Here is a 20,320-nt window from a genome sequence, read left to right as displayed (position 1 = left end):
ACCGGTTGCTATCAGGCTTCACAATAGTCGGCCACAAGTCTGTATAAATACACGATTTTACAATCAATTAGGTGACATAAATGGTGCTTGTGATGGGTGTTTTTTTTCGCCATTTTGGGTGCAATACTTCCATGAAGAAAGCCGCCGATTTTGACCCATCAACCCAGGATATCAGCCAGCTTCAGGCCATGGTGCAGAAGCTATTGGCTGAGCGTGAGGAGTGGGAAAAGGAAAGGCAATCTCTGAGTGCACAATACCTATCCCTGCTTGTGCAATTTAAGCTCGCTATCGACCGTCAGTTTGCCAAACGGGCGGAATCCCTGAAACCTTATAACGATGCTCAGGGCGAACTCTTTAATGAAGTAGAGTGTGAAGCTGATACACCAATAGTGGGTGTTTCTTCTGCCTCTGAGCCGACGGTAAAACGCCGCGGCAAACGCAAACCGTTACCGAAAGACCTGCGACGTGAACGTATTGTCCTTGACCTGGAAGCTGATGAAAAAGTCTGCTCTTGTTGTCAGGGCGAGTTACATAAAATCGGTGACGATGTCAGTGAAAAGCTTGAGTTCATCCCCGCTCAATTGAAAGTGCTGGAATATGTGCGGCCGAAATACGGCTGCCGCCAGTGCGAAAAAACGGCTGAGCAGGTCAGCATAGTACAGAGGCCCGCACCGGATAGCCTCATCCCCAAAAGTTTTGCCACTGAAAGCCTGCTGGCCAATATCATTCTGGGTAAATACCAATACGCCTTGCCGCTGTATCGACAGGAAACTCTCTTCGAGCAAGCCGGTATCGCGTTGATCCGCACGACCATGGCACGCTGGACAATGCTGGTCAGTGATGCCTTTACGCCGTTATACCAAGCCATCAGGCAAACGCTGCTACAGCAAGTTGTTATCCAGGTTGACGAGACTCCCCTTAATGTACTCAAGGAAGATAAGCAGTGTTATATGTGGGTCTACTGCTCAGGGGTCGACTCTCCGGGAGCCTCACCGCCAGTGAGCAGAAATATCGTGTTGTTCGACTATCAAAATAGTCGGGCTGGCACGTGCCCGGCTAACTATCTGGGGGGCTTTACCGGCTATCTGCAAACCGATGGCTATCAGGCTTATGACACCTTAAAGACGATTGAGCATCTGGGGTGCATGGCACATGTCCGCCGTAAGTTCATGGATGCCAAGAAAGTCCAAGGGAAAGGTAAAATCGGTAAAGCGGATGTGGTACTGGCAAAAATCCAGAAGCTCTATGCGCTGGAGACGAATCTGAAAGGATGCACGGTTGAAGAACGCTTGGCCGAGAGACAACTGCGAGCCAAACCGGCACTGGATGACCTCTACCAATGGCTGACCAAGCAAAAAGTCATTGGCTCAGGGCAGTTAGGCAAAGCGATTAAGTACACGTTAGGACAATGGCCAAAGTTAATACGCTATGTAGAAGATGGCCACCTGTCTATCGACAACAATCGCGCCGAACGTGCAATAAAATCACTGGTTATTGACAGGAAAAACTGGCTGTTCGCTGATACGCCAAGCGGTGCTGATGCCAGTGCTGTCCTCTACAGCATCATTGAAACGGTGAAAGCCAATGGCCTGGTTGTGTATGACTATCTGGTACATTGCATGAAGGCGTTGGCCAAGCCAGAGTCGGATATCAATGCATTGTTCCCCTGGAACTTTTCACATTAATAACCGCCCCGTGGTTTTATGGGGCGCATACGATACAGTTAGGCTGCAAGCGCGTAGAATTCATCCCAAGCAGAAAAACCATCAGGGTTGTCGAGCTGTTCACTTTTGAACATCGACCACAGCTCCACGCCAGCGAGTGTGGCCCTTGCTCCTTCCTCTGATTTCCATTCCAGGCACTGATGCATCTTGCCTTTCACTTTCCGGTGGCTTTGCTCGACTATGTTGTTCAAATATTTAACTTGAAGCACTTCAACCAGGTTGAGCATTTTCCCCATCAACCAGAGATTGACGTTGATATTGTGTAGCGCTAACGCGTTCGCACCACTCTTATCTATCACCACCTTTTCAGGTAATCCGTTATGACCTATCGCCTTATTGAAAAAGGCGCGAGCTGCTTTCTCGTCACGGTTATCACAGAGTAAAAAAATCAATGACATTGCCATATTTATCAACGGCCCGGTAGTAATACTTTCATTATCCTTTGACGTTAATGTAGGTCTCATCCATCCGCCACGAAGACGCGACAGGCTTTTTTACATTGAGTGGAAAACTTCGGTAATGACGTCAAAGCGTGGATGATGGATCTATAATGTAAATTTAGGTCCTTTCTCTATGGTTAAAACTGACGTTCAATGCCGCTTCTGTAAGAAAACCTTCCAACCCTTCCAACTCGACTACATCTACACAGCCCATAAAGAAGGCATCAAAGAACAGGTTGTAACGATGGAGATGAACGGTTCAGGTGTAAGGGATATCAGTAGAGTACTAAACATTGGACTTAATACCGTACTTCGCACTTTAAAAAACTCAAACCAAAGTAAGTGACAAATATTCCCTTTTATTCCAGACACATTCAGCTTATCTGTGAAGTAGATAAGCAATGGTCATTCGTGGGGAAAAAGAGTAATCAACGTTGGTTATGGTATGCATGGGAGCCAAGATTCAAACGAGTTGTCGCGTATGTATTTGGTCGGCGCACATCAGCTTCATTGTTAAAACTATTGGTATTACTGAAACCCTTCAAAATTCGTTTTTTCTGTAATGATAATTAATCATGGGTAAACCCCCGGCTATGCCGGGGAGACTCGCATAGGTTTTACCTTTACCGCGGTAAAGGTACTTTCTGAACTCGACCAAGAGTAAGAAGGAATAACCTATGCGAGATTATAAAAGTTTGTCTCATACGCGATGGGATTGTAAATACCATATTGTCTTTATTCCCAAGAAAAGACAGAAAGTGGTATTTGGTGCGGTTAGAAAGCACCTTGGTGATGTTTTCCATTAGTTAGCACGACGGGAAGGGGTAGTTATCGAAGAGGGGCATTTGATGAAAGATTATGTACATATGTGCCTCAGTATCCCACCCAAGTTGTCAGCGTCACATGTAGTTGGCTACATGAAAGGGAAAAGTGCTATTTCGATAGCTAGAAATTTCAAAGGGAAACAGAGGAATTTCACGGGTGAAGCGTTTTGGGCGAGAGGCTATTTTGTCTCAACCGTTGGTCTTGATGAGAAAATGGTACGAGCGTACATCCGAAATCAAGAAGAGCAGGACTGCCACCGTGATCAGTTGAAGTTTGGAGTTTGATGCGCCTTGGGCGCTTACTTTAGCCCTTTGAGTGCGTCATCTAATAAGCCTCCGGCTTTGCCGGAGGTCATTTAACTTTTCGCCTTATGAGTCTTACTTGCCAGAGTCTAAACACATTACAGGAAAGTCTTATACGCAATGGATAGAGCGACAAAATCTCACACTAAGAACACGTCTCAAACGATTAATGCGTAAAACAATTTGCTTTTCAAAATCAGAAGAAATTCATGACAAAGTCATTGGTACTTTTCTTGTAAGATACTATTTCAACGCTTTGGTGTCATGACCCATTTAAGGAGTGATTCTCAACGCTTGGCATTTCCAGTTCATGGTTGGGTTGCGTCGATCACACAAGCTGAGTTTACCAAAAAGCGTCCCTATGACCGCTTCCCTCCCACCAACACTATCTTTCCAGTATTCAACTGCGGAACGTAACCACCTTAGTGGCATTAGTGTAACCGGGTTGGGGAGGCCGCGGGTTTGGCGCCATTTGTAAAGGGTGGCTTTACTGGTGATCTGGAACATATCCAGTTCTTCCAGATGACTGATAAGTGTTCAGATGATTGATCGTTTAGCTAAGGTAAAGGCCAAAACCAATGCTTTGGTTCTTCATCAGATTTTAATTGTGACGGTGTCGCATTGGTGTCTGATTTCATGCTATATGAGATATCGACAGTAGGGTAGTTAGTGTAATTGTACACCTTTCTGCTCCTTATCCGCTTGAAACTACGCGGTGTCACCATCTGCTTCAATAATTGTGGTTGCACCGGACTCAAACATTTGGCCGGGTTACTGGAGTAAAGCCATTCGTCATTACTGTTCTGTGATCAGGTTCCCTCTGTTGCATATCATCTTGACTATCCTTTATTTCTAATGAAATGAGTTCATTTCTAACTGAGAAAATATTTTTTGAAGGATCTAATAAATCAACGGAGTGAAAATATGTCAAAGTTTGTTCTGTCAATTGATGGTGGTGGCATTCGCGGAGCTGCAAGTGCGCAATTCTTGAATCACATAGAAAATGTGTTAAATAAAGATCACAATACATCAATTCGTAATTGTGTGGATTTCTATGCTGGCACGAGCACAGGTGGTTTAATTGCTTTAGCTTTAGCTACCACCGATTTATCTGTGAGCGATATCAGTAAGCTTTATAGTTATAAGAATGCCAAGCAGATATTTTCAGAGAATCTAGGTTTGTTTGAGGTGGATGGGATTAATGCCCCGAAATACGAAGCGAGTGGCAAAACGAAGGTTATTAAGTCCAACCTGAAAGATGCAAGAGTCGGCGATGTGCCAGATAATAAACATGTCCTTGTAGTTACTTATGGAATTGAGAAACGTAAACCTGTAGTTATCAAATCAACAGAGCCTCTTCACCGTAAATTGAAATGTTCCGAAGTTGCAGATGCGTCTAGTGCTGCTCCTACTTACTTCCCCACAAAGAATATGGATATTGGTGGTAAGAATGAAGAGTTTTGGTTAGTCGATGGTGGTGTAACAGCTAATAATCCTACTATGTGTGCAATAGCTGAGGCAATGAGGACTTGGAATGATTTGTCAATGGAGCAAATGCGTGTCCTATCACTAGGTACAGGATATCGAACTCGAAAAATAAATGGTCCCGAATCACGTAAATGGGGAGCGCTGCAGTGGTTTACAAAGGGGAGCATTTTAGATGTTCTTACAGATGAGCGGGTAGTTTCTTATCAGGCTATGAGTATAACTCGTCCTGGTAATTATATTCGAGTAAATGCGGAGTTAAAACCGCAGCCAGGTTTGCCAAATGCACCAGATGACGCAATGGATGATATTAGCCCCAAAAATATTAAGCGCTTAAAAGAGCTGGGTGATTTTTGGTTCGATAAGTACGGTGAGCAAACTGTAGCTCTTCTTTTAGGTGGTTACCAAGGGCCATCAATGGATCGGATCGATGCGATGTCGGGTAATCCTATTGTTTGAGAATAGTCAGTTTTACTATTGATGCACTGTGCAAGGCAGTGCATCCATGTCGTGTTCTCTTAGCACCGGCATCATGATAACAAAGAGCTATCCCAAAATTCCTCATCACTATTTCATCCGTTAACTGTTACATAAGAAGAATTCAAACTTATTCATATGGTTAGTTAGCCAGTAACGTTATGCCGGATATAAAAGTGAAATTAAATGAACCTTTTCGGGTCTTTTTAGTGGTGTGTTGAATTAAAGGTGAAGTCAAATGAAAGTATTTGAATTTCTTGCTTTAAATTTAGTTGTTATATCGTTGAGTGCTTGTGGTGGTGGCAGCTCATCAGGTTCAACTGAATCAACAGTTTCATACGAGTTGGAATTTAAGACAAATTGGTCAGTCACTAATTTTAGTACGAACTTTCCGAGTAATAGGCACTTTTCCGGCTTAATTGGGTTAACTCATAACAGTACAGTCAAAATATTTGAAGTGGGAGCTTTAGCTTCGAATGGAATAGTTAGTATGGCTGAGACCGGATCAAAAGGATTATTAAAATCAGACATTGAAGATATGCAGAACCAAGGGAATTCAGGTTCAACCATTGATGGGCAAGGGATACCTGCAGGTTTGACATCGGTATCTGTCATATTTGATATCTCGCAAGATCACCCTTTAGTTTCAGTTGTTACCATGATTGCTCCGAGCCCAGACTGGTTTACTGGGGTAAGTAACATACCTTTATTTGTTGATGGTCAATGGGTTGAAGAAATAGAGATTCAACTTACATCTTATGATGCAGGGAGTGACAGCGGGGTTACTTTTACTTCAGCTAATTTAGCGACAAACCCTCGAAGTCCGATCACTAAGCTAACAACAGCAAGAGCTGATGCTGACTTTGAAAGTGGATTTCACTTTTTAACATCATTGTCTATTGGCACTTTTAAATTGAAAAAAATCAATTGAGATATAGGAAATAGCTTCTGGTTCTTGAACGTAACTGAGCCCGAACTTTCAATTAATCCTTAACTAATTCATCAAGCAGTTTTAACTATTTTGAAGGGAGTTACCTTGGCTGCTTGATGAATTAAACGGACTGGATATTGTAACGATCTTGCCTGTGAATCTGCGAAATACACCGTAAAATAGAAAATTAAAATAGTAAAAACCACTGTTTTTACTATGCTTTTAGCACTCTTTAGGAACGTGAAAGTCCTCGGGCGTTCTGTGAATATTCAAGCTTACATCGAAGGCCTTATTCAAATTAGTAGCTCGGTAATTACAAGAAAATACGAAATTGGCACTGCTGGAAATACTAATAATTTGGTATGAAAAGAATGATAAACATAAATAGATTCATGACCACGGTATTGTTGGTCTTTATTACGTTTTCTACTTATGCGCAGGTCGATCCGGCTCCTCAGCAACTCAATGAGTGGCGTGATTGGGTGCTTCGTAATTCCAACGTCGATTGTGTGCCGCCGGTGGCTCAGGAAGGTAAGCGTGAGTGTTATTTTACCGGTGACTTAGCGATTACTATTACGGGTCAGCAGGGTACATTTGAGCTGCCTGTTACTGTCTATAAGATGGAAACGGCTGTCTCTATTCTCGGTGGTCGGGTTTGGCCTTCAGATGTCACTGCAGGTGGGAATCCTGTACCTGTGGTACAGGTTCGCAATAAGCCAGTTGTGTATTTGGAACCCGGTAACCATGTTCTGCGAGGGACATTTGAGCTGCCGCCGGCGTTGAGTGATATTCAGCTGCCAGATCGCTATGGGTTGCTTCGTGTTACCGTTGATGGTCAAAAGGTAGAGAGGATAGAGATTGACCATCAGGGTCGGTTCCGTTTTCGTCAATTGGCCGAAAGGGAGACGGGCGAGGCTGATACTATAACTGCCACGGTGTTTAGAAAACTAAACGACAGCATTCCCTTTGAAGTTGAGACACAAATTAAACTCCATATCGGTGGTAATGCAAGAGAGGTGGCACTTGGCCCCATTGTTTTTCAAGATCATCAACCGCTATTTCTAAGCTCCAATCGGCCTGCACGGTTAGAACCAGATGGTACACTGCGATTGCAGGTCGAACGTGGAACCTGGATTGTTAATATCCGCACTCGAGCTTCGGGTCCTGTAAACGAACTTACTTTGCTGGCTGGTGACAAAATGCCTCTTGAAGAGCTTTGGGTTATCGAGCAGCATTCCGACCTAAGGAAGATCGAATGGTCAGGCCTGCCTCAGATTGATCCACAACAGACCGAGCTTCCTGAATCATGGCGGAAGTTTCCAGCATTTGTGGCAAAAGCAGGGCAGACGTTAACGCTCAAGGAGCTACAGCGTGGTGATCCTACCCCAGTGAGCAATCGTCTGACTCTTAGCCGCGAACTATGGCGTGACTTTGAGAATGAGGGATACTCGGTCAAAGACACTATTGAGGGCGAGATGCGCCGAGACTGGCGGCTTTCCTTGGAAAGTCCGTTTGAACTTGGCCGGGCTTTGATCAGTGATGAACCACAATTTATTACGCGCCTTTCTAATGGTGCGCGTGGTGTCGAGGTGCGTCAGTCTTCGCTTAACTTTATTGGTGAAAGCCGTATTCCAGCGGGTGATGGCCAGTTGCCCGTATCCGGATGGGATACAAATTTTGAGAGTGTATCCGCGCAATTGTATTTGCCTCCAGGCTGGCGGGCGATTCACATTAGTGGCCCCGATTTTGTTTCGGCAACCTGGGTTTCAAAGTGGAATTTACTCAATGTCTTTCTCGCTGGATTAATAGCGCTTGCTTTTGGGCGCATTTTTAGCTGGCTGTGGGGAACTGTTGCCGCTGTCACTTTACTGGCGACCTTTCATGCGCCTCTGGCGCCGATATGGACGTGGGTGCTGCCATTACTCGCAATAGGGCTTTTAAGGTACTTTAAGGAAGGCCGGGCGAAGCGAATCCTGGAATTTTTTCAGCGCATCAGCCTGATGGGGTTGGGGCTGGTGGTTATATTTTTTGCCGTGGATCAGGTTCGTTCTGGGCTCTACCCGCAGCTCAAAGAGACGGCAAGCGTAAGGCCATATGTCTCTCTTGCTAAGGCTCCAAAGGTTATGAGCGAAGCCGTAATCGAAGAACTGAATCAGGAAGGCATGCCAGCCGAATTAGATCAAAGAAACATATACAAGTCCAAGCAAGCACTTTATAGCTTGTCCAGTGATGAGCCGCGCAAGCAACGATTTCAGCATGATCCGGATGCTAAGATCCAAACAGGGGCGGGGTTGCCTACCTGGAGTGGACGTCCTGTTCAGTTGAAATGGAGTGGGCCGGTTCGCCAGGATGAAACTTTCTCACTAGTCGTGGCAGGTCCGTTTGTTAATTTGACCTGGGCGATCACCAATGTCGTCTTAGTTGTTTTATTGTTTGTAAGGCTAGGGGGCGTTTTCGATTGGAAGGTTCACCTTGGAGGCTGGAAGATGACCGCGACTGCATTGGTTATAGGCTTGCTTGTGAACGCCGGTGTCTCGCCTTCTGCCGAGGCTTCCCCTTTCCCTCCCGAAGAGTTGCTCGGGGAGTACCAAAAATACTTAGAAACACCACCAGCCTGCTCACCGCAATGCGCTACGATCAATCGGGTAGCAGTAAGGATAACTGAGCGTCAGCTTCGTCTGGATCTTGTTTATCATGCCGAGGATCAGGTTGCTGTACCGATACCGCTCACCTTTAACGGATGGCAACCGAATGTCGTAATTGTGAATGGAAAATCGGCAGAGCAACTGTGGCGGCAACAGGCGGATCAGTTGTGGCTGCCGCTCAAAAAAGGTGAGACGGACGTTCAGGTTATTGCTGATGTCAGTGCGCAAAAAAGCATTACATTATCCCTTTCAAACTATGCTCATAATATCTCTTTAAAGGCCACTGGCTGGCAGGTGAGCGGCTATGAAAATGGTCAAGTGCTGGGCGGTAATTTACAGTTTGCGCGACAGCAGCATGCAGCCAAGCAGGCGTTGGCGCCTACTGAAATTCCGGCTTTTGCGATGGTTAATCGTCGTCTATCCCTAGGCCTTACCTGGAACATGCAAACATCTGTGATGCGTTACTCGCATAATCAGGCGTCCATGCTGATTGAATATCCGTTATTGCCTGGCGAGGAGGTGCTATCGCAAAACGTGCAGGTAAAGGATGGCATTGCGTGGATAAGAATCCCGGCCGGTGTTTCTTCGGTTAACTTTGTATCCCGTGTGGCAGTAATGCCCGACTTAGTGCTCAAGGCCAGTGAGGGCGATTACGCGGAGATTTGGAGTGTATCCCCTGGCTCGATATGGCATATGGAGCAGACGAGCGGGATTGCTCCTGTTCTGGTGGAGAATCGTACCTGGGAACCGACTTGGCGGCCCTGGTCTGGTGAGAGTGTTGCGTTGGCGATCAGTCGGCCGGTAGGCGTATCAGGGCCAACGCATACGGCACGTCAGGTCAACTATCAAGTAAAGGCGGGAAATAAGCAGCAGACTCATAAGCTGACTCTTTCTATTATCAGCTCCCAGGGGGCACGCCATAAGATAGTTCTGCCCGAGAACAGTATTCCCTTGAAGATTCAAGTTGATGGTCGGGCGATCCCATTGGATGAATCAAAGTCTGATATGAACTTCCCGCTTACACCGGGAGAGCAGGAGATCATACTGGAATGGCGTCGGGCGGAGGGAGGTGATACCTGGTTTAATACACCGGTAATTGATATTGGCATGCCTGTGGCTAATGTTCATGTTGGCGCCACCGTGCCCAGAGATCGTTGGGTGTTATATCTTACAGGGCCTCGTCTTGGCCCTGTGATCCTGTTCTGGGGGGTATTTCTGCTGTTGTTGACACTCAGTGCTGGCCTTGGATGGCTTAAGGTCCGTCCGTTAAAAACATGGCAATGGGCGTTGTTGGTCATTGGGTTAGTGCCAGTGTCCATTATAGGGCTTGCCGTGGTGGCGACTTGGTTCTTCCTGTTTGCTCTGCGAGAGAGGTTAGATATCGATAAGGCTCGCCCGCTATTTTTTAATACAGGGCAAATTGTCTTGATTTTAGCTACGTTGGCCGCGGCGAGTGTTCTTTTTATTGCGGTACAAACAGGTTTGCTTGGCTATCCGGATATGATGGTGGAGGGCAGTAGTAGTAGTCGCTGGGGGCTCCAGTGGTACGAAGACCGTACAGAGGGAATGCTTCCGGTGGTTTCTGTACTCTCCTTACCAATTTGGGTTTACCGTGCAGTAATGCTGCTCTGGGCGCTATGGCTCGCAAACTCTGTTCTGCGCTGGGCTAAGTGGTCGTGGGAGAGTTTTACAGCGGGAACCTCTTGGAAACGAGCACCGAAAAAAGAGGAGGAGAATGCTCCAAATCATAAGAACATTAATCCACATTGATTGTTCTATACTTTTATATGCGCCTGGTTGAGTTATTTGCTATGGATTAAGTGGATGACTAGGTGTTCTAGATGGAAGAGCGAAGATTATTGCTGTTATGAAAGGGAATATTCATATGAGAAAGGCATTAATAAAAAACCAATCAGGATATAACGAAATTTGCTTTGAAATACCCCAAGAAGGGTTAACTGCTGAGGAAAGAAAAAGTCACCTAGAAGCTTTCAAGAGTTATATCGATGTTCAGAAAGCTCATTGTCTCGGGTACCAAGTGAATCAACAAATGGATTATAAGGAAGATATGGAACACTTCCTTAATTGTCATCTGAATAATGTCGGTGATCCGTTTGTAGATAGTAACTATAGCCTTAGTAGTAAGCAGATGGAAAAAGCGGTGCTAAATTATTATGCCAGGCTATGGAATGCGAAAGTACCTCATGATCCACAGGACATAGAGAGTTTCTGGGGCTATGTTTTATCAATGGGGAGTACTGAAGGCAATTTTTACGGGTTATGGAACGCGAGAGACTATCTTGCCGGAAGAAAACTTGTTGCGGATGAATTGCAAAAAAAGCTCCGTGATACTAACTATCTTCACCCGAAGCATATTGTAGATAAGCCACACGCATACACACCGATTGCATTTTTCTCGCAGGACACGCACTACTCAATAATTAAAGCAATGCGAGTGCTGAGTATATCGACCTTCAGTGAAGTTGGACATGCAGTTTATCCCGGTCAGAATCCACTTGATCCAAGTGGTAATTGGCTGAAGACTAAAGATGTGCCTTCTATGGATGGAAACACCGGGCCTGGCTCTATTGATGTTGATAAACTGGCAATTCTTGTTGAATTCTTCACTGAAAAAAACTATCCGATAATTATTTGTTGCAACTATGGCTCTACTTTTAAAGGGGCATATGATGATGTTGAAGAAATTCAAAATAAATTAATGCCAATTTTTGAAAAGTATGGGCTGGTAAACCGAGATGTTCATTATCACGATCTTGATGAAGAAGGGAACGAGATAGTTAAAGTTGATACTCGTAATGGTTACTGGATACATGTGGATGGCGCACTAGGGGCATCGTACATGCCATTTGTTGAAATGGCATACAATAAGAAATTAATTGGACACAAGGGACCAAATTTTGATTTTAGGCTTCCAATTGTAAACTCAATCGTAATGAGTGGACATAAATGGCCTGGCTCACCCTGCCCATGTGGAATCTTCATGACAAAAGTTAAGTATCAATTATCTCCACCATCTGATCCTGAATACATAGCTTCACCGGATTCGACTTTTGCTGGCTCTCGTAATGGTTTTTCTCCGGTTATTATGTGGAACTACCTAGCAAAGCATAGTTATGAAATACAGATGCAACGAGCTCTGTATTGTGAAGAGCTTTCAAAGTATGCAGAAGATCAACTTAGCATTTTGAAAAATTATCACCCTGAAACTGAACTGTTTATAGGGCGAACACCATTGGCGCTTACCGTTCGGTTTCGTAAGCCGATTAAACCGATTATTGATAAATACTCACTTTCGTGTGAATCACTTAAGGTCGACGGTAATGTACGACATTATGCGCATATTTACATAATGCCATCGACCAGAAAGGAAATTATCGATCAATTGGTTGACGATCTTAAAGAAAGAGAGGCATTCAAAGACTGTGGAGATAAAATACTCTTTGTTAATAAAATCAATTACGGGGAGATTCTGATCAAGTAAGAGAGATACTTCAGTTAGTTCTCTCTCAATATGATCAGTGTAAGCCTTCAAGTTCATCTGGTTGGTACAACTTGCCGTTAAACGCAACATAGATACCAGGGGAAGCAAGCTGGGCGGCTATAAAAGCAGAACCTAAGTTAAAACCTGCATCATTGGGCGAAAAGCCTACTAATGGCCACATTGCGCCTGTAAAAACAATAACCTGATTATGCTCTTTGGGTAGCAGTGTTTGTAGGCGACGAGCGCTGTCGAACAGGCTAAAGCTACCATGAGTGATAATGTGACGGCAGCAGTTGCTGAGGCGAATTGCGGCACTTATCTCCTCAATATTTTGCAGATTGATCTCACGGCTGTCTTTCATACAGATCTCGGTCAGCTCGAATTCGTTCTTTGGGATTTGGCCGAATTTGGTGATGAATTCGGGAATTACGGTTTTTTGATGGCATAGAGTCGTACAGGCATCGATATCATAGTATGAATCGATGGTGCCGCCAGTTACGATAATTTGAATTTTCGTCTCAATGTATTCTTTGCTCATATCAGTCTCCTAAGGAACAAAAGGTAGGCGAAGTTGGCTACAGATTACCGTTGTGTTTTATTCTTTATTGCACCGCTTGGCTGCATTATTTTAATGTTTGCTTTTGCCACATTATAGTCACTACGTTTGTTCCAAGTTATCAATTTACCTATAACCACATATATAAGAAGCGAAATGCAATCGTTTGCTGTTGAGTGTGAAGAGTGACAATTAAGATAAGATAGAAGTGTAAAATTATTGTTGTTACTTAAGGGGAGGAGTTTAAATTGAAAAATCCAATCAGGTTGATTTGCTTCTGGTGACAAAATCAATAACGCAAATGTATTTAACTAGTTGAATATGTTAGCATCAGCTGTTTATTTGTTTATCAATACTAAATGTTGCGTTAGGAAACAGGTATGTTGCTCTCACTTTCGTTAACGAGGTTCATCAATTTTTTTCTGGTGATTGGATTCTGTTTTGGGGGGATATTTTCTTCACAAGCTTCCTTGTTGAATGAATACTTTTTCGAAACGTGGAGTAGCCGAGATGGCTTGCCGCATAACAGCATTAATGCTATAAGCCAAACACAAGATGGTTATTTGTGGTTTGCAACCTGGGAAGGAATTGCCCGGTTCAATGGCAAGGAGTTTAAGCTATTTACCCGAGGGCCAGAAAGTGCACTGAGTGATTCAGGGGTGCAAGCACTTTATGCTGATTCTGATGGCGGGCTACTCGCAGGCGATGCAAGAGGTGGCCTGACCTACCGAAAACCATACAATTGGCAACCTCTTCCTCCGAATAAAAGCCTTGTTAATGCTGTCTTGCGCCAATCTGACGGTGGAATTTGGATTGGTTTACGGGGAGAAGGCCTTATTTTTCGTGCTTATGATCGAGCTGAAAACCAGGTTATTTTACCTGCAGTCACGGTATATAACCTTTCATTACGAAAAAATGGTGATGTACTTGTATCAACAAGTCAGGGGTTGTACCTCATTTCGTCAGATAAGATTGAAAATATTAGCCAGTTAAATGGGTTAAAAAACACGCCTGTTCATTCAAGTATGGAAGATGCGCAAGGGCGTATTATCTTTGGTGGAGAGAATGGTGTCTGGTGCTATCAAAACGGCAAACTTTCTCGCATTCATGACAAGTTAAATAACATTTTCGTTTCCAATATTTTAATCGATAACAAGGGAAGTTACTGGTTTGGCACGTTTAATCAGGGCATTTATCGTTATTCCGATAAAAAAGTTTCTTCGTTAACTGAGCTTAATGGGGAGCCATATAACCAGATCTTATCTATCTTTCAGGATCGTGAAAATTCGATTTGGGTGGGCACACACACCGGACTTATCCGTTTGCGTCATACTCCCTTTACGACATGGGATCAAGCCAGAGGATTGGCCGGTGACTATATCCGAACTGTCCTTGCATTGGATTCAGACGAAATCATCGTGGGAAGTAGCAAAGGAATGAGTGTTATAAAGAACAAACAGATCCGTAATTATTCCCCCACAACGTCAGATGATTTTGCACCTGAAGCCCTCTCGGTAATAAGTTTGGCTCCTCGATACAAAGGGGGAGTATGGGTCGGCTCTTTTAACCGTGGCCTGTTCAGTTTCGACAACCAATTGCTAAAGCATGTTGATCTTCAAGGATTACCTTCTAATGCAATTCGTGCAATTCTTGATGATAAGCAAGGGAATGTGTGGCTTGGCACAAATGCCGGGCTGATCAAATATTCTGATGATGGTACTCACCAATTGTTTACCACAAAAGATGGCCTTCCTGGTGATTATGTTATGGCATTAACATTTGATAAGCAGGGGCAGCTTTGGGTTGGAACCAGTGCGGGCGTCGGGATAATAAATCAAAATCAGATCCGTAACCTGAATTTGCAGCCACTTGAGCAAGCAGAATATGTATTCGGATTTTATTCCCAGAATGATTACATGTGGATGACAACTGATCGGGGGCTTATCCGTTACCGTTTTTCAGATCAAAAACTGAGTATTATTGGTAAAAAACATGGCCTTCCGGTTGATAAGATATTCCAGGTTATCTCTGATCGTAATGGCTCTTTTTGGCTCACTTCTAATCGCGGTATCTGGCGGGTTTCGGAAGATGACGCCAATGCAGTTGCCGATGGCGCAAGTTCTCGTATTAATTTCGAGCGTTATAATGAGTTGGATGGAATGGCTACGGCTCAGCTTAATGGTAGTTCGAATCCTACTGCAGCTATCGACTCTTCCGGCCAGTTATGGTTCGCGACAGCAAAAGGTGTTGCATCGACGCATCCGGATCGATTCCAGCAATTTGTGTCACCGAATTTCCCTACTGTTATAGAAAGCGTGCAGGGTGAACAAAGATGGTTAAATTTAGCGGATAAACAACCTTCTGTTTTATCGGCAGGAAGTCAGCGAATGACATTTGATTTCGTGGGGCTTGGTTATATTTCTTCTCAGCACATACGCTATCGCACTAAGTTAGAGGGGCTCGATTCAGGTTGGATTGAAAGAGGTACGCAAGGGTTTGCCGAGTATACAAACCTTGCTCCTGGGCATTATCGCTTTGTTGTTAACGCGTATTATCCTTATCACCCTAATGAAATTAACCAAGCAAGTTTTGCATTTCGTATCCTTCCCCACTGGTGGCAAAGAAAGAGTATCCAAATTGGATTGGCCTTATTGGCCTTTTTTTCTCTTTCGCTGTCTGTCAGATGGAGACTTCACCGCCTCAGAAAGTCTGAATTAAAACTTAAATATGAGGTTGAGCAAAAAACTCAAGCGCTACAAATGCAAGCATCAGCTTTTGAAAAACAGGCAAGAGAAGATCAATTAACCGGTTTACACAACCGTCGCGCATTTAATGAATGGGTCAATCACGTCATTTCAACATCGGAGCAAAATGAGGCGCTATCGGTCGTGATGTTAGATATTGATCACTTTAAGAAAATAAATGATACCTATACGCATCTGACGGGTGATCAAGTTTTACGAATCGTTGGAAAGATGCTTATGCAGTTCAGTCAGAAAGACTGTTTTATTGCTCGTTGGGGAGGGGAAGAGTTCGTCATGGGGGTTATTGGTTGGCAGCCACATGAAGTGCAATCTTTATGTGAGACGATCAACTTATTAGTTAAAGGACAGGACTACAGCCCAGTTGCAGAGAATCTATCGGTGACTGTAAGTATCGGTATCGTCAATGCTGATACGTCATATGATTTTGGCCACTTGCTGCGCTGTGCCGATAAAGCTTTGTATAAGGTTAAAGAATCAGGGCGAGATGGGCTTTTGGTGTATTCATCGAACCTTACTAAATGTTTTTAAAGCTGTTAGTTCATGTTGTTTTTATAAGAGCGGTTAATTAAATTATGACCGCTCTTATATCCCTGCATTGTGATTACCACATATCCCACATTACAGCTTCAACTTCATTTTCTACGCTATCTGGCAGTACGCTGAAAAAATTCAGGTTGGTAAGCTGTTCAACATCGTCAACGGTTACGATGAAAGAGGGTAATTCGCTTGCTGAAACTTTACGGTGCGGCATGATGAAGGCAATGGTGTCATTGTTGGCTGGATCTAGAATGACTTTGTAGAATTGGTTTGGAATATAAACGCCGTTGCCAATGTAAGTTTCGTTGCCATCCCAGATTGGGCCAGATACCACGTAAAGCTCATTGTAGGTGTTAGCCCATTCACGCACTTTCTTTTCAAGCGCTTTCCATCCGCCACGGTTAAAACCTGGCAGTTGAGGTGCCATGTTTGTCATCAAAAAGCTTTGTTGCATTGATTGCTGGGTAAAGTCCATAGCACCTGATGGTGCTAGATGTCCTCTGTCGTAGCCTGTTTTGGAGTAATCGCGGCTGGTTACGCGGAATGATGATGGCACTTCTGTATCACTGCGGAAGCGGTTAGACCGTTCATAAAAGGCGTTCACACTCTCTTTGGTGATATGGTAAGCCACCCAGTCAGAAACCTTATTCTGATAGTTGTAGCCAGCGGCATAACCATCGCGGCAAAGTATCTGGTCACTTGCACTCGGTGTACCTTGTTCCAGATGCTGATGACAAACGGCGGCAGAAGCCGTAGCAGATAGAGTAAGCCCCAGTATAGCGATAAGAATTTTTTTCATAGTCCTTTGTCCCGGTTATTTTTGTTGTTTAGGACGCAGATGATATTCCGATGATTAACGGGAAGGTATTGATAAAAAAGTAAATTGTGATAAGAGTGTTTTTTTACTTGTTAATTGTGGGATTAAACGCACTTTATCAACAAAATTAGATATTTAGATTAGTCCGCAGGGGGCATTCGACAGAGGTAGGGATTGAGCCTAGACTGAACATCATAACTTGTTTCTGGTATAACAAGGTTACGTAATCAATCATCCCGTTCGGCTAATTAACTTGCCAGCGGTTCGATTTTAAATAGCTACAAACAGGTTAACTAGCCGCCACCTTTACAGATACGCGCAGGTATCACCTTATGGCACAGAATCCCCTAGGTATCCCCAGCGAAGAAGAGCTCCAAAAACTACCGGCTAATGGTGGTGGATATTGGAATCGGCTGGTGTTTCAGCTAAGTCCTTATTTATTGCAGCATGCGGCCAACCCTGTCGATTGGTTTCCGTGGGGGGATGAGGCATTTGATAAAGCGAAGGAGGAAGATAAGCCTGTCTTCCTTTCTATCGGTTATGCAACTTGCCATTGGTGCCATGTAATGGAGCGGGAGTCATTTGAGGATGTAGAAGTGGCGGCGCAGCTGAACCGACACTTTGTTGCCATAAAAGTAGACAGGGAAGAGCGGCCTGATATTGATCAGCTCCATATGGCTGCTTGCCAATCAATGACAGGTAGCGGCGGTTGGCCTTTGAGTTGCTTTCTGACACCGGAAGGTCACGTATTTTATGCTACGACTTATCTGCCTAAACGCGGCCAGTACGGAAGACCTGGAATGATGGAGTTATTGCCCAGTATTGCTCAAGCTTGGCTGAAGCAGCGTGATGTACTGCTTAATGGTGCTACACAGCTGAATAGTCAGTTACAGGCAATGAGCGGGATTGCGGCAACGGGCGAGTTATCAAAAGATATCGAACATCAGGCATTCTTGTCGTTTGAACAAAGCTTTGATCAAAAGCTGGGCGGTTTTGGTAATGCGCCTAAGTTTCCTTTACCGCATCAGTTTTTGTTTTTACTGCGTTACTGGTATCGCTATGGCAACCAACAAGCTCTGGCTATGGTGGAAAAATCATTGCAGGCCATGAGGTTGGGGGGGATGTACGATCATATTGGTTTTGGCTTCCACCGCTACAGTACAGACAATCGCTGGTTAGTACCTCACTTTGAAAAGGTGCTTTATGACCAAGCATTGTTATTGATGGCGTATAGCGAAGCGTATGTGGCCACTGGTGATACTTTCTATAAACAAACCGCAAGCGAAGTTGTGCAATACCTGAAAGACAGGATGCTGCACCCTGATGGTGGTTTCTACAGTGCAGAAGATGCCGACAGCGAAGGTGAAGAAGGTAAGTTTTATATCTGGCGGCATGATGAACTGGCGGAGATCCTAGAACCGGAAGAATTGGATTGGTTATCGCGATATTTTCATATATGTCCGCAAGGCAATTATATCGACGAAGCTACTGGTCGAATGACTGGCGCCAATATTCTTCATCTGTCAGATTTTCCTGCTCAGCTATCACATCTGAGTTGGCAAACTCAGTGGCAGGCGATTCGTCAGAAACTGTGCACACACCGAGAAAGGCGTGTTCATCCGTTGCTTGATGATAAGATCCTGTCTGATTGGAACGGTTTGGTGATCGCGGCTCTTGCCAGGAGCTCATTTTTGCTGGATGACGATGACTATCTTCAAACGGCTGCGAAGGGATTTGATTTTATAAGGCGAAATCTGGTTGATGAGCGTGGCTATTTAGTTAAACGATATAGAAACGGCAAAGCCGGCTTGCCTGCTCATCTGGATGATTACGCAAGTATGATCTGGGCTGCATTGGAGTTATACCAGGCTAGTTTAAATATTGATTATCTGCAGCAAGGATTAGACTGGACTGAGAACGCTATTGAGAAGTTCTGGGATAGTCAAAACGGAGGGTTTTACTTCACCGAGGATAATACCGATCTTGCTGTACGCGCCAAAGAAGCTTATGACGGTGCCATACCTTCCGGTAACGCTGTTATGGCTCGTAATCTGGCATTCCTGTATCAACTGACGGGTCAGAGTAGATGGCAAACGCTTTTTGATAAATTGATTTTGGCTTTTGCACCTCAAATTAATCACTATCCATCCGGTTATGCTTTATTTTTGACTGCATTGGATTTAATGGGCAGTCCCGGCCAGCACCTGTTATTGTCGGGCCCCAAAATTTCTGCAGATCTCCTCAGTCCGCTCAAAGGACATTACTTACCTAATGCTGTGTGGTTGGCGGTTAATTGTGGCGATGATCCTGCAGAAAACCAGCTGGCCAAAACTATTGCGCCTTTCAGTTGCGAATTTTCCAGTGGCGATTTGACCCTTTGTTTGTGCCGTACTTCTGCCTGCGAGTTACCAATAAAAGGGAGCGACAAGATAGCTTTAAGGCTGAAGACTCTGGTTGAAGAAAACCGTGCAGCGGGTGCAAGCGATGAGCGCTAAAAAAACATCAGATAAGCTGAAAGTTAATAGGCCGAGCATACAGGATATAAAGCAGGATAGAGAGGGAGGTTGCTGTATGAGATACTTGATCAAAAAGAGCGTCCGTAGACGCTCTTTTACTTAACGTAAAAAATCTAAATTAGATTTTTTCAACGTTAGCAGCTTGAGGACCTTTCTGACCTTGCTCGACGTCGAAAGATACTTTCTGGCCTTCAGCTAGAGATTTGAAGCCGTCACCAGCGATTGCACGGAAATGAACGAATACGTCAGCACCGCCGTTGTCTTGAGTGATGAAACCAAAACCTTTCTCGTCGTTAAACCACTTAACGATACCTGTTGCTTTAGACATGTGATGTCTCCTGAATAAAAATAAATCTTACGCAAAAATGCGTACTTAAGCCATGATAATGAATCTCTTATGGACAAAAGAATTGAAGCTCTTCAGGACAACGACACTTTAGGTAAAGTGGTGTAACGAAGTTTTCTCTTACAATTTGTGGCATAAATAGGTCTGCATTACAGGCCGAGGACTATTAGGCCACAAGGGGGAGGGGAGAGCAAGTAAATATGAGCAATTTTAATTGTTTATGTGGGAAAGTGTGAGGTTTGTGGTAATTGGTCAAAGAATAATCTATGTCTGTAACAATGAGTTAGTGACAGATCTGAGGTCGTGATGCCAACTTGGTGATTTGAACTATAGTTTAGTTATTTGTCGAGTTATCGGGTGATCTTATGGCGACACTAGAAGTCCCTTGCCGTTACTGTTCTCAGACCAAATCAGTTCGTAAACATGGGACTGGAGCGAATAAAGCTCAACGC

At 44.2% G+C, this 20,320-nt stretch carries 10 protein-coding genes and 4 pseudogenes; 10 read left to right on the top strand and 4 right to left on the bottom strand.

Going from position 1 to position 20,320, the window contains the following annotated elements; genetic code table 11:
- Positions 1–131: 131 nt before the first annotated feature.
- On the top strand, positions 132–1,685 hold the full coding sequence (locus tag Q0852_RS17225) for an IS66 family transposase (protein ID WP_299020011.1): 1,554 nt from the start codon (positions 132–134) through the stop codon (positions 1,683–1,685).
- A 38-nt stretch (positions 1,686–1,723) separates the two neighbouring features.
- On the opposite strand, the pseudogene Q0852_RS17220 reads toward Q0852_RS17225, so the two are convergent.
- A pseudogene (locus Q0852_RS17220) lies at positions 1,724–2,219 on the bottom strand (IS6 family transposase); the annotation flags it as partial.
- Between the two features lie 78 nt (positions 2,220–2,297).
- Between Q0852_RS17220 and Q0852_RS17215 the strand changes: the two are divergent.
- From Q0852_RS17215 to Q0852_RS17185, 7 genes and pseudogenes are all read left to right on the top strand, one after another.
- A pseudogene (locus Q0852_RS17215) lies at positions 2,298–2,734 on the top strand (IS1 family transposase); the annotation flags it as partial.
- 107 nt (positions 2,735–2,841) lie between these two features.
- Positions 2,842–3,273 (top strand): annotated as a pseudogene (gene tnpA, locus Q0852_RS17210) (IS200/IS605 family transposase).
- A gap of 73 nt (positions 3,274–3,346) precedes the next feature.
- Positions 3,347–3,559 (top strand): annotated as a pseudogene (locus Q0852_RS17205) (IS1 family transposase); the annotation flags it as partial.
- Positions 3,560–4,215: 656 nt separating this feature from the next.
- The gene (locus tag Q0852_RS17200; RefSeq protein WP_299020009.1) at positions 4,216–5,235 is read left to right on the top strand and encodes a patatin-like phospholipase family protein; all 1,020 of its coding nucleotides are present in this window, start codon (positions 4,216–4,218) and stop codon (positions 5,233–5,235) included.
- Between the two features lie 256 nt (positions 5,236–5,491).
- Positions 5,492–6,184 (top strand): spondin domain-containing protein, encoded by a 693-nt coding sequence (locus tag Q0852_RS17195; RefSeq protein ID WP_299020007.1) that lies wholly within the window; start codon positions 5,492–5,494, stop codon positions 6,182–6,184.
- A 371-nt stretch (positions 6,185–6,555) separates the two neighbouring features.
- Entirely contained in the window at positions 6,556–10,599 is a 4,044-nt protein-coding gene (locus tag Q0852_RS17190) for a hypothetical protein (RefSeq protein ID WP_299020005.1), read from the top strand.
- Between the two features lie 115 nt (positions 10,600–10,714).
- Positions 10,715–12,331 carry a pyridoxal-dependent decarboxylase gene (locus tag Q0852_RS17185; RefSeq protein ID WP_299020003.1) on the top strand — a complete coding sequence of 539 codons (1,617 nt, stop codon included), beginning with the start codon at positions 10,715–10,717 and terminating at the stop codon, positions 12,329–12,331.
- 34 nt (positions 12,332–12,365) lie between these two features.
- Here Q0852_RS17185 and Q0852_RS17180 read toward each other — a convergent pair whose 3' ends face one another.
- Entirely contained in the window at positions 12,366–12,869 is a 504-nt protein-coding gene (locus Q0852_RS17180) for an asparaginase domain-containing protein (protein ID WP_299020000.1), read from the bottom strand.
- Between the two features lie 398 nt (positions 12,870–13,267).
- Between Q0852_RS17180 and Q0852_RS17175 the strand changes: the two genes are divergently transcribed.
- The gene (locus tag Q0852_RS17175; RefSeq protein WP_299019999.1) at positions 13,268–16,180 is read left to right on the top strand and encodes a ligand-binding sensor domain-containing diguanylate cyclase; all 2,913 of its coding nucleotides are present in this window, start codon (positions 13,268–13,270) and stop codon (positions 16,178–16,180) included.
- A 73-nt stretch (positions 16,181–16,253) separates the two neighbouring features.
- On the opposite strand, the gene Q0852_RS17170 is transcribed toward Q0852_RS17175, so the two are convergent.
- Positions 16,254–16,988 carry a DNA/RNA non-specific endonuclease gene (locus tag Q0852_RS17170; protein ID WP_299019997.1) on the bottom strand — a complete coding sequence of 245 codons (735 nt, stop codon included), beginning with the start codon at positions 16,986–16,988 and terminating at the stop codon, positions 16,254–16,256.
- A 350-nt stretch (positions 16,989–17,338) separates the two neighbouring features.
- Here Q0852_RS17170 and Q0852_RS17165 point away from each other — a divergent pair, with 350 nt between their 5' ends.
- Entirely contained in the window at positions 17,339–19,501 is a 2,163-nt protein-coding gene (locus tag Q0852_RS17165) for a thioredoxin domain-containing protein (protein WP_299019995.1), read from the top strand.
- Positions 19,502–19,640: 139 nt separating this feature from the next.
- Here the strand turns inward: Q0852_RS17165 and Q0852_RS17160 are convergent, their stop codons facing one another.
- The gene (locus Q0852_RS17160; protein WP_299019993.1) at positions 19,641–19,850 is read right to left on the bottom strand and encodes a cold-shock protein; all 210 of its coding nucleotides are present in this window, start codon (positions 19,848–19,850) and stop codon (positions 19,641–19,643) included.
- Between the last annotated feature and the right edge of the window lie 470 nt (positions 19,851–20,320).

The sequence above is a fragment of the uncultured Photobacterium sp. genome, assembly GCF_947502415.1.
Classification (GTDB): Bacteria; Pseudomonadota; Gammaproteobacteria; order Enterobacterales; family Vibrionaceae; genus Photobacterium.
The sequence above is the reverse complement of the archived record's forward strand: the minus strand, read 5'-3'. Positions and strand labels throughout refer to the sequence as shown.

What these genes read in the sequence shown, in the direction of transcription:
- Q0852_RS17225 (WP_299020011.1), top strand. Translation starts at nt 132, where the DNA reads ATGAAGAAAGCCGCCGATTTTGACCCATCAACCCAGGATATCAGCCAG.
- Q0852_RS17195 (WP_299020007.1), top strand. Translation starts at nt 5,492, where the DNA reads ATGAAAGTATTTGAATTTCTTGCTTTAAATTTAGTTGTTATATCGTTG.
- Q0852_RS17180 (WP_299020000.1), bottom strand. Translation starts at nt 12,869, where the DNA reads ATGAGCAAAGAATACATTGAGACGAAAATTCAAATTATCGTAACTGGC.
- Q0852_RS17170 (WP_299019997.1), bottom strand. Translation starts at nt 16,988, where the DNA reads ATGAAAAAAATTCTTATCGCTATACTGGGGCTTACTCTATCTGCTACG.
- Q0852_RS17165 (WP_299019995.1), top strand. Translation starts at nt 17,339, where the DNA reads ATGGCACAGAATCCCCTAGGTATCCCCAGCGAAGAAGAGCTCCAAAAA.
- Q0852_RS17200 (WP_299020009.1), top strand. Translation starts at nt 4,216, where the DNA reads ATGTCAAAGTTTGTTCTGTCAATTGATGGTGGTGGCATTCGCGGAGCT.
- Q0852_RS17160 (WP_299019993.1), bottom strand. Translation starts at nt 19,850, where the DNA reads ATGTCTAAAGCAACAGGTATCGTTAAGTGGTTTAACGACGAGAAAGGT.
- Q0852_RS17175 (WP_299019999.1), top strand. Translation starts at nt 13,268, where the DNA reads ATGTTGCTCTCACTTTCGTTAACGAGGTTCATCAATTTTTTTCTGGTG.
- Q0852_RS17190 (WP_299020005.1), top strand. Translation starts at nt 6,556, where the DNA reads ATGATAAACATAAATAGATTCATGACCACGGTATTGTTGGTCTTTATT.
- Q0852_RS17185 (WP_299020003.1), top strand. Translation starts at nt 10,715, where the DNA reads ATGAGAAAGGCATTAATAAAAAACCAATCAGGATATAACGAAATTTGC.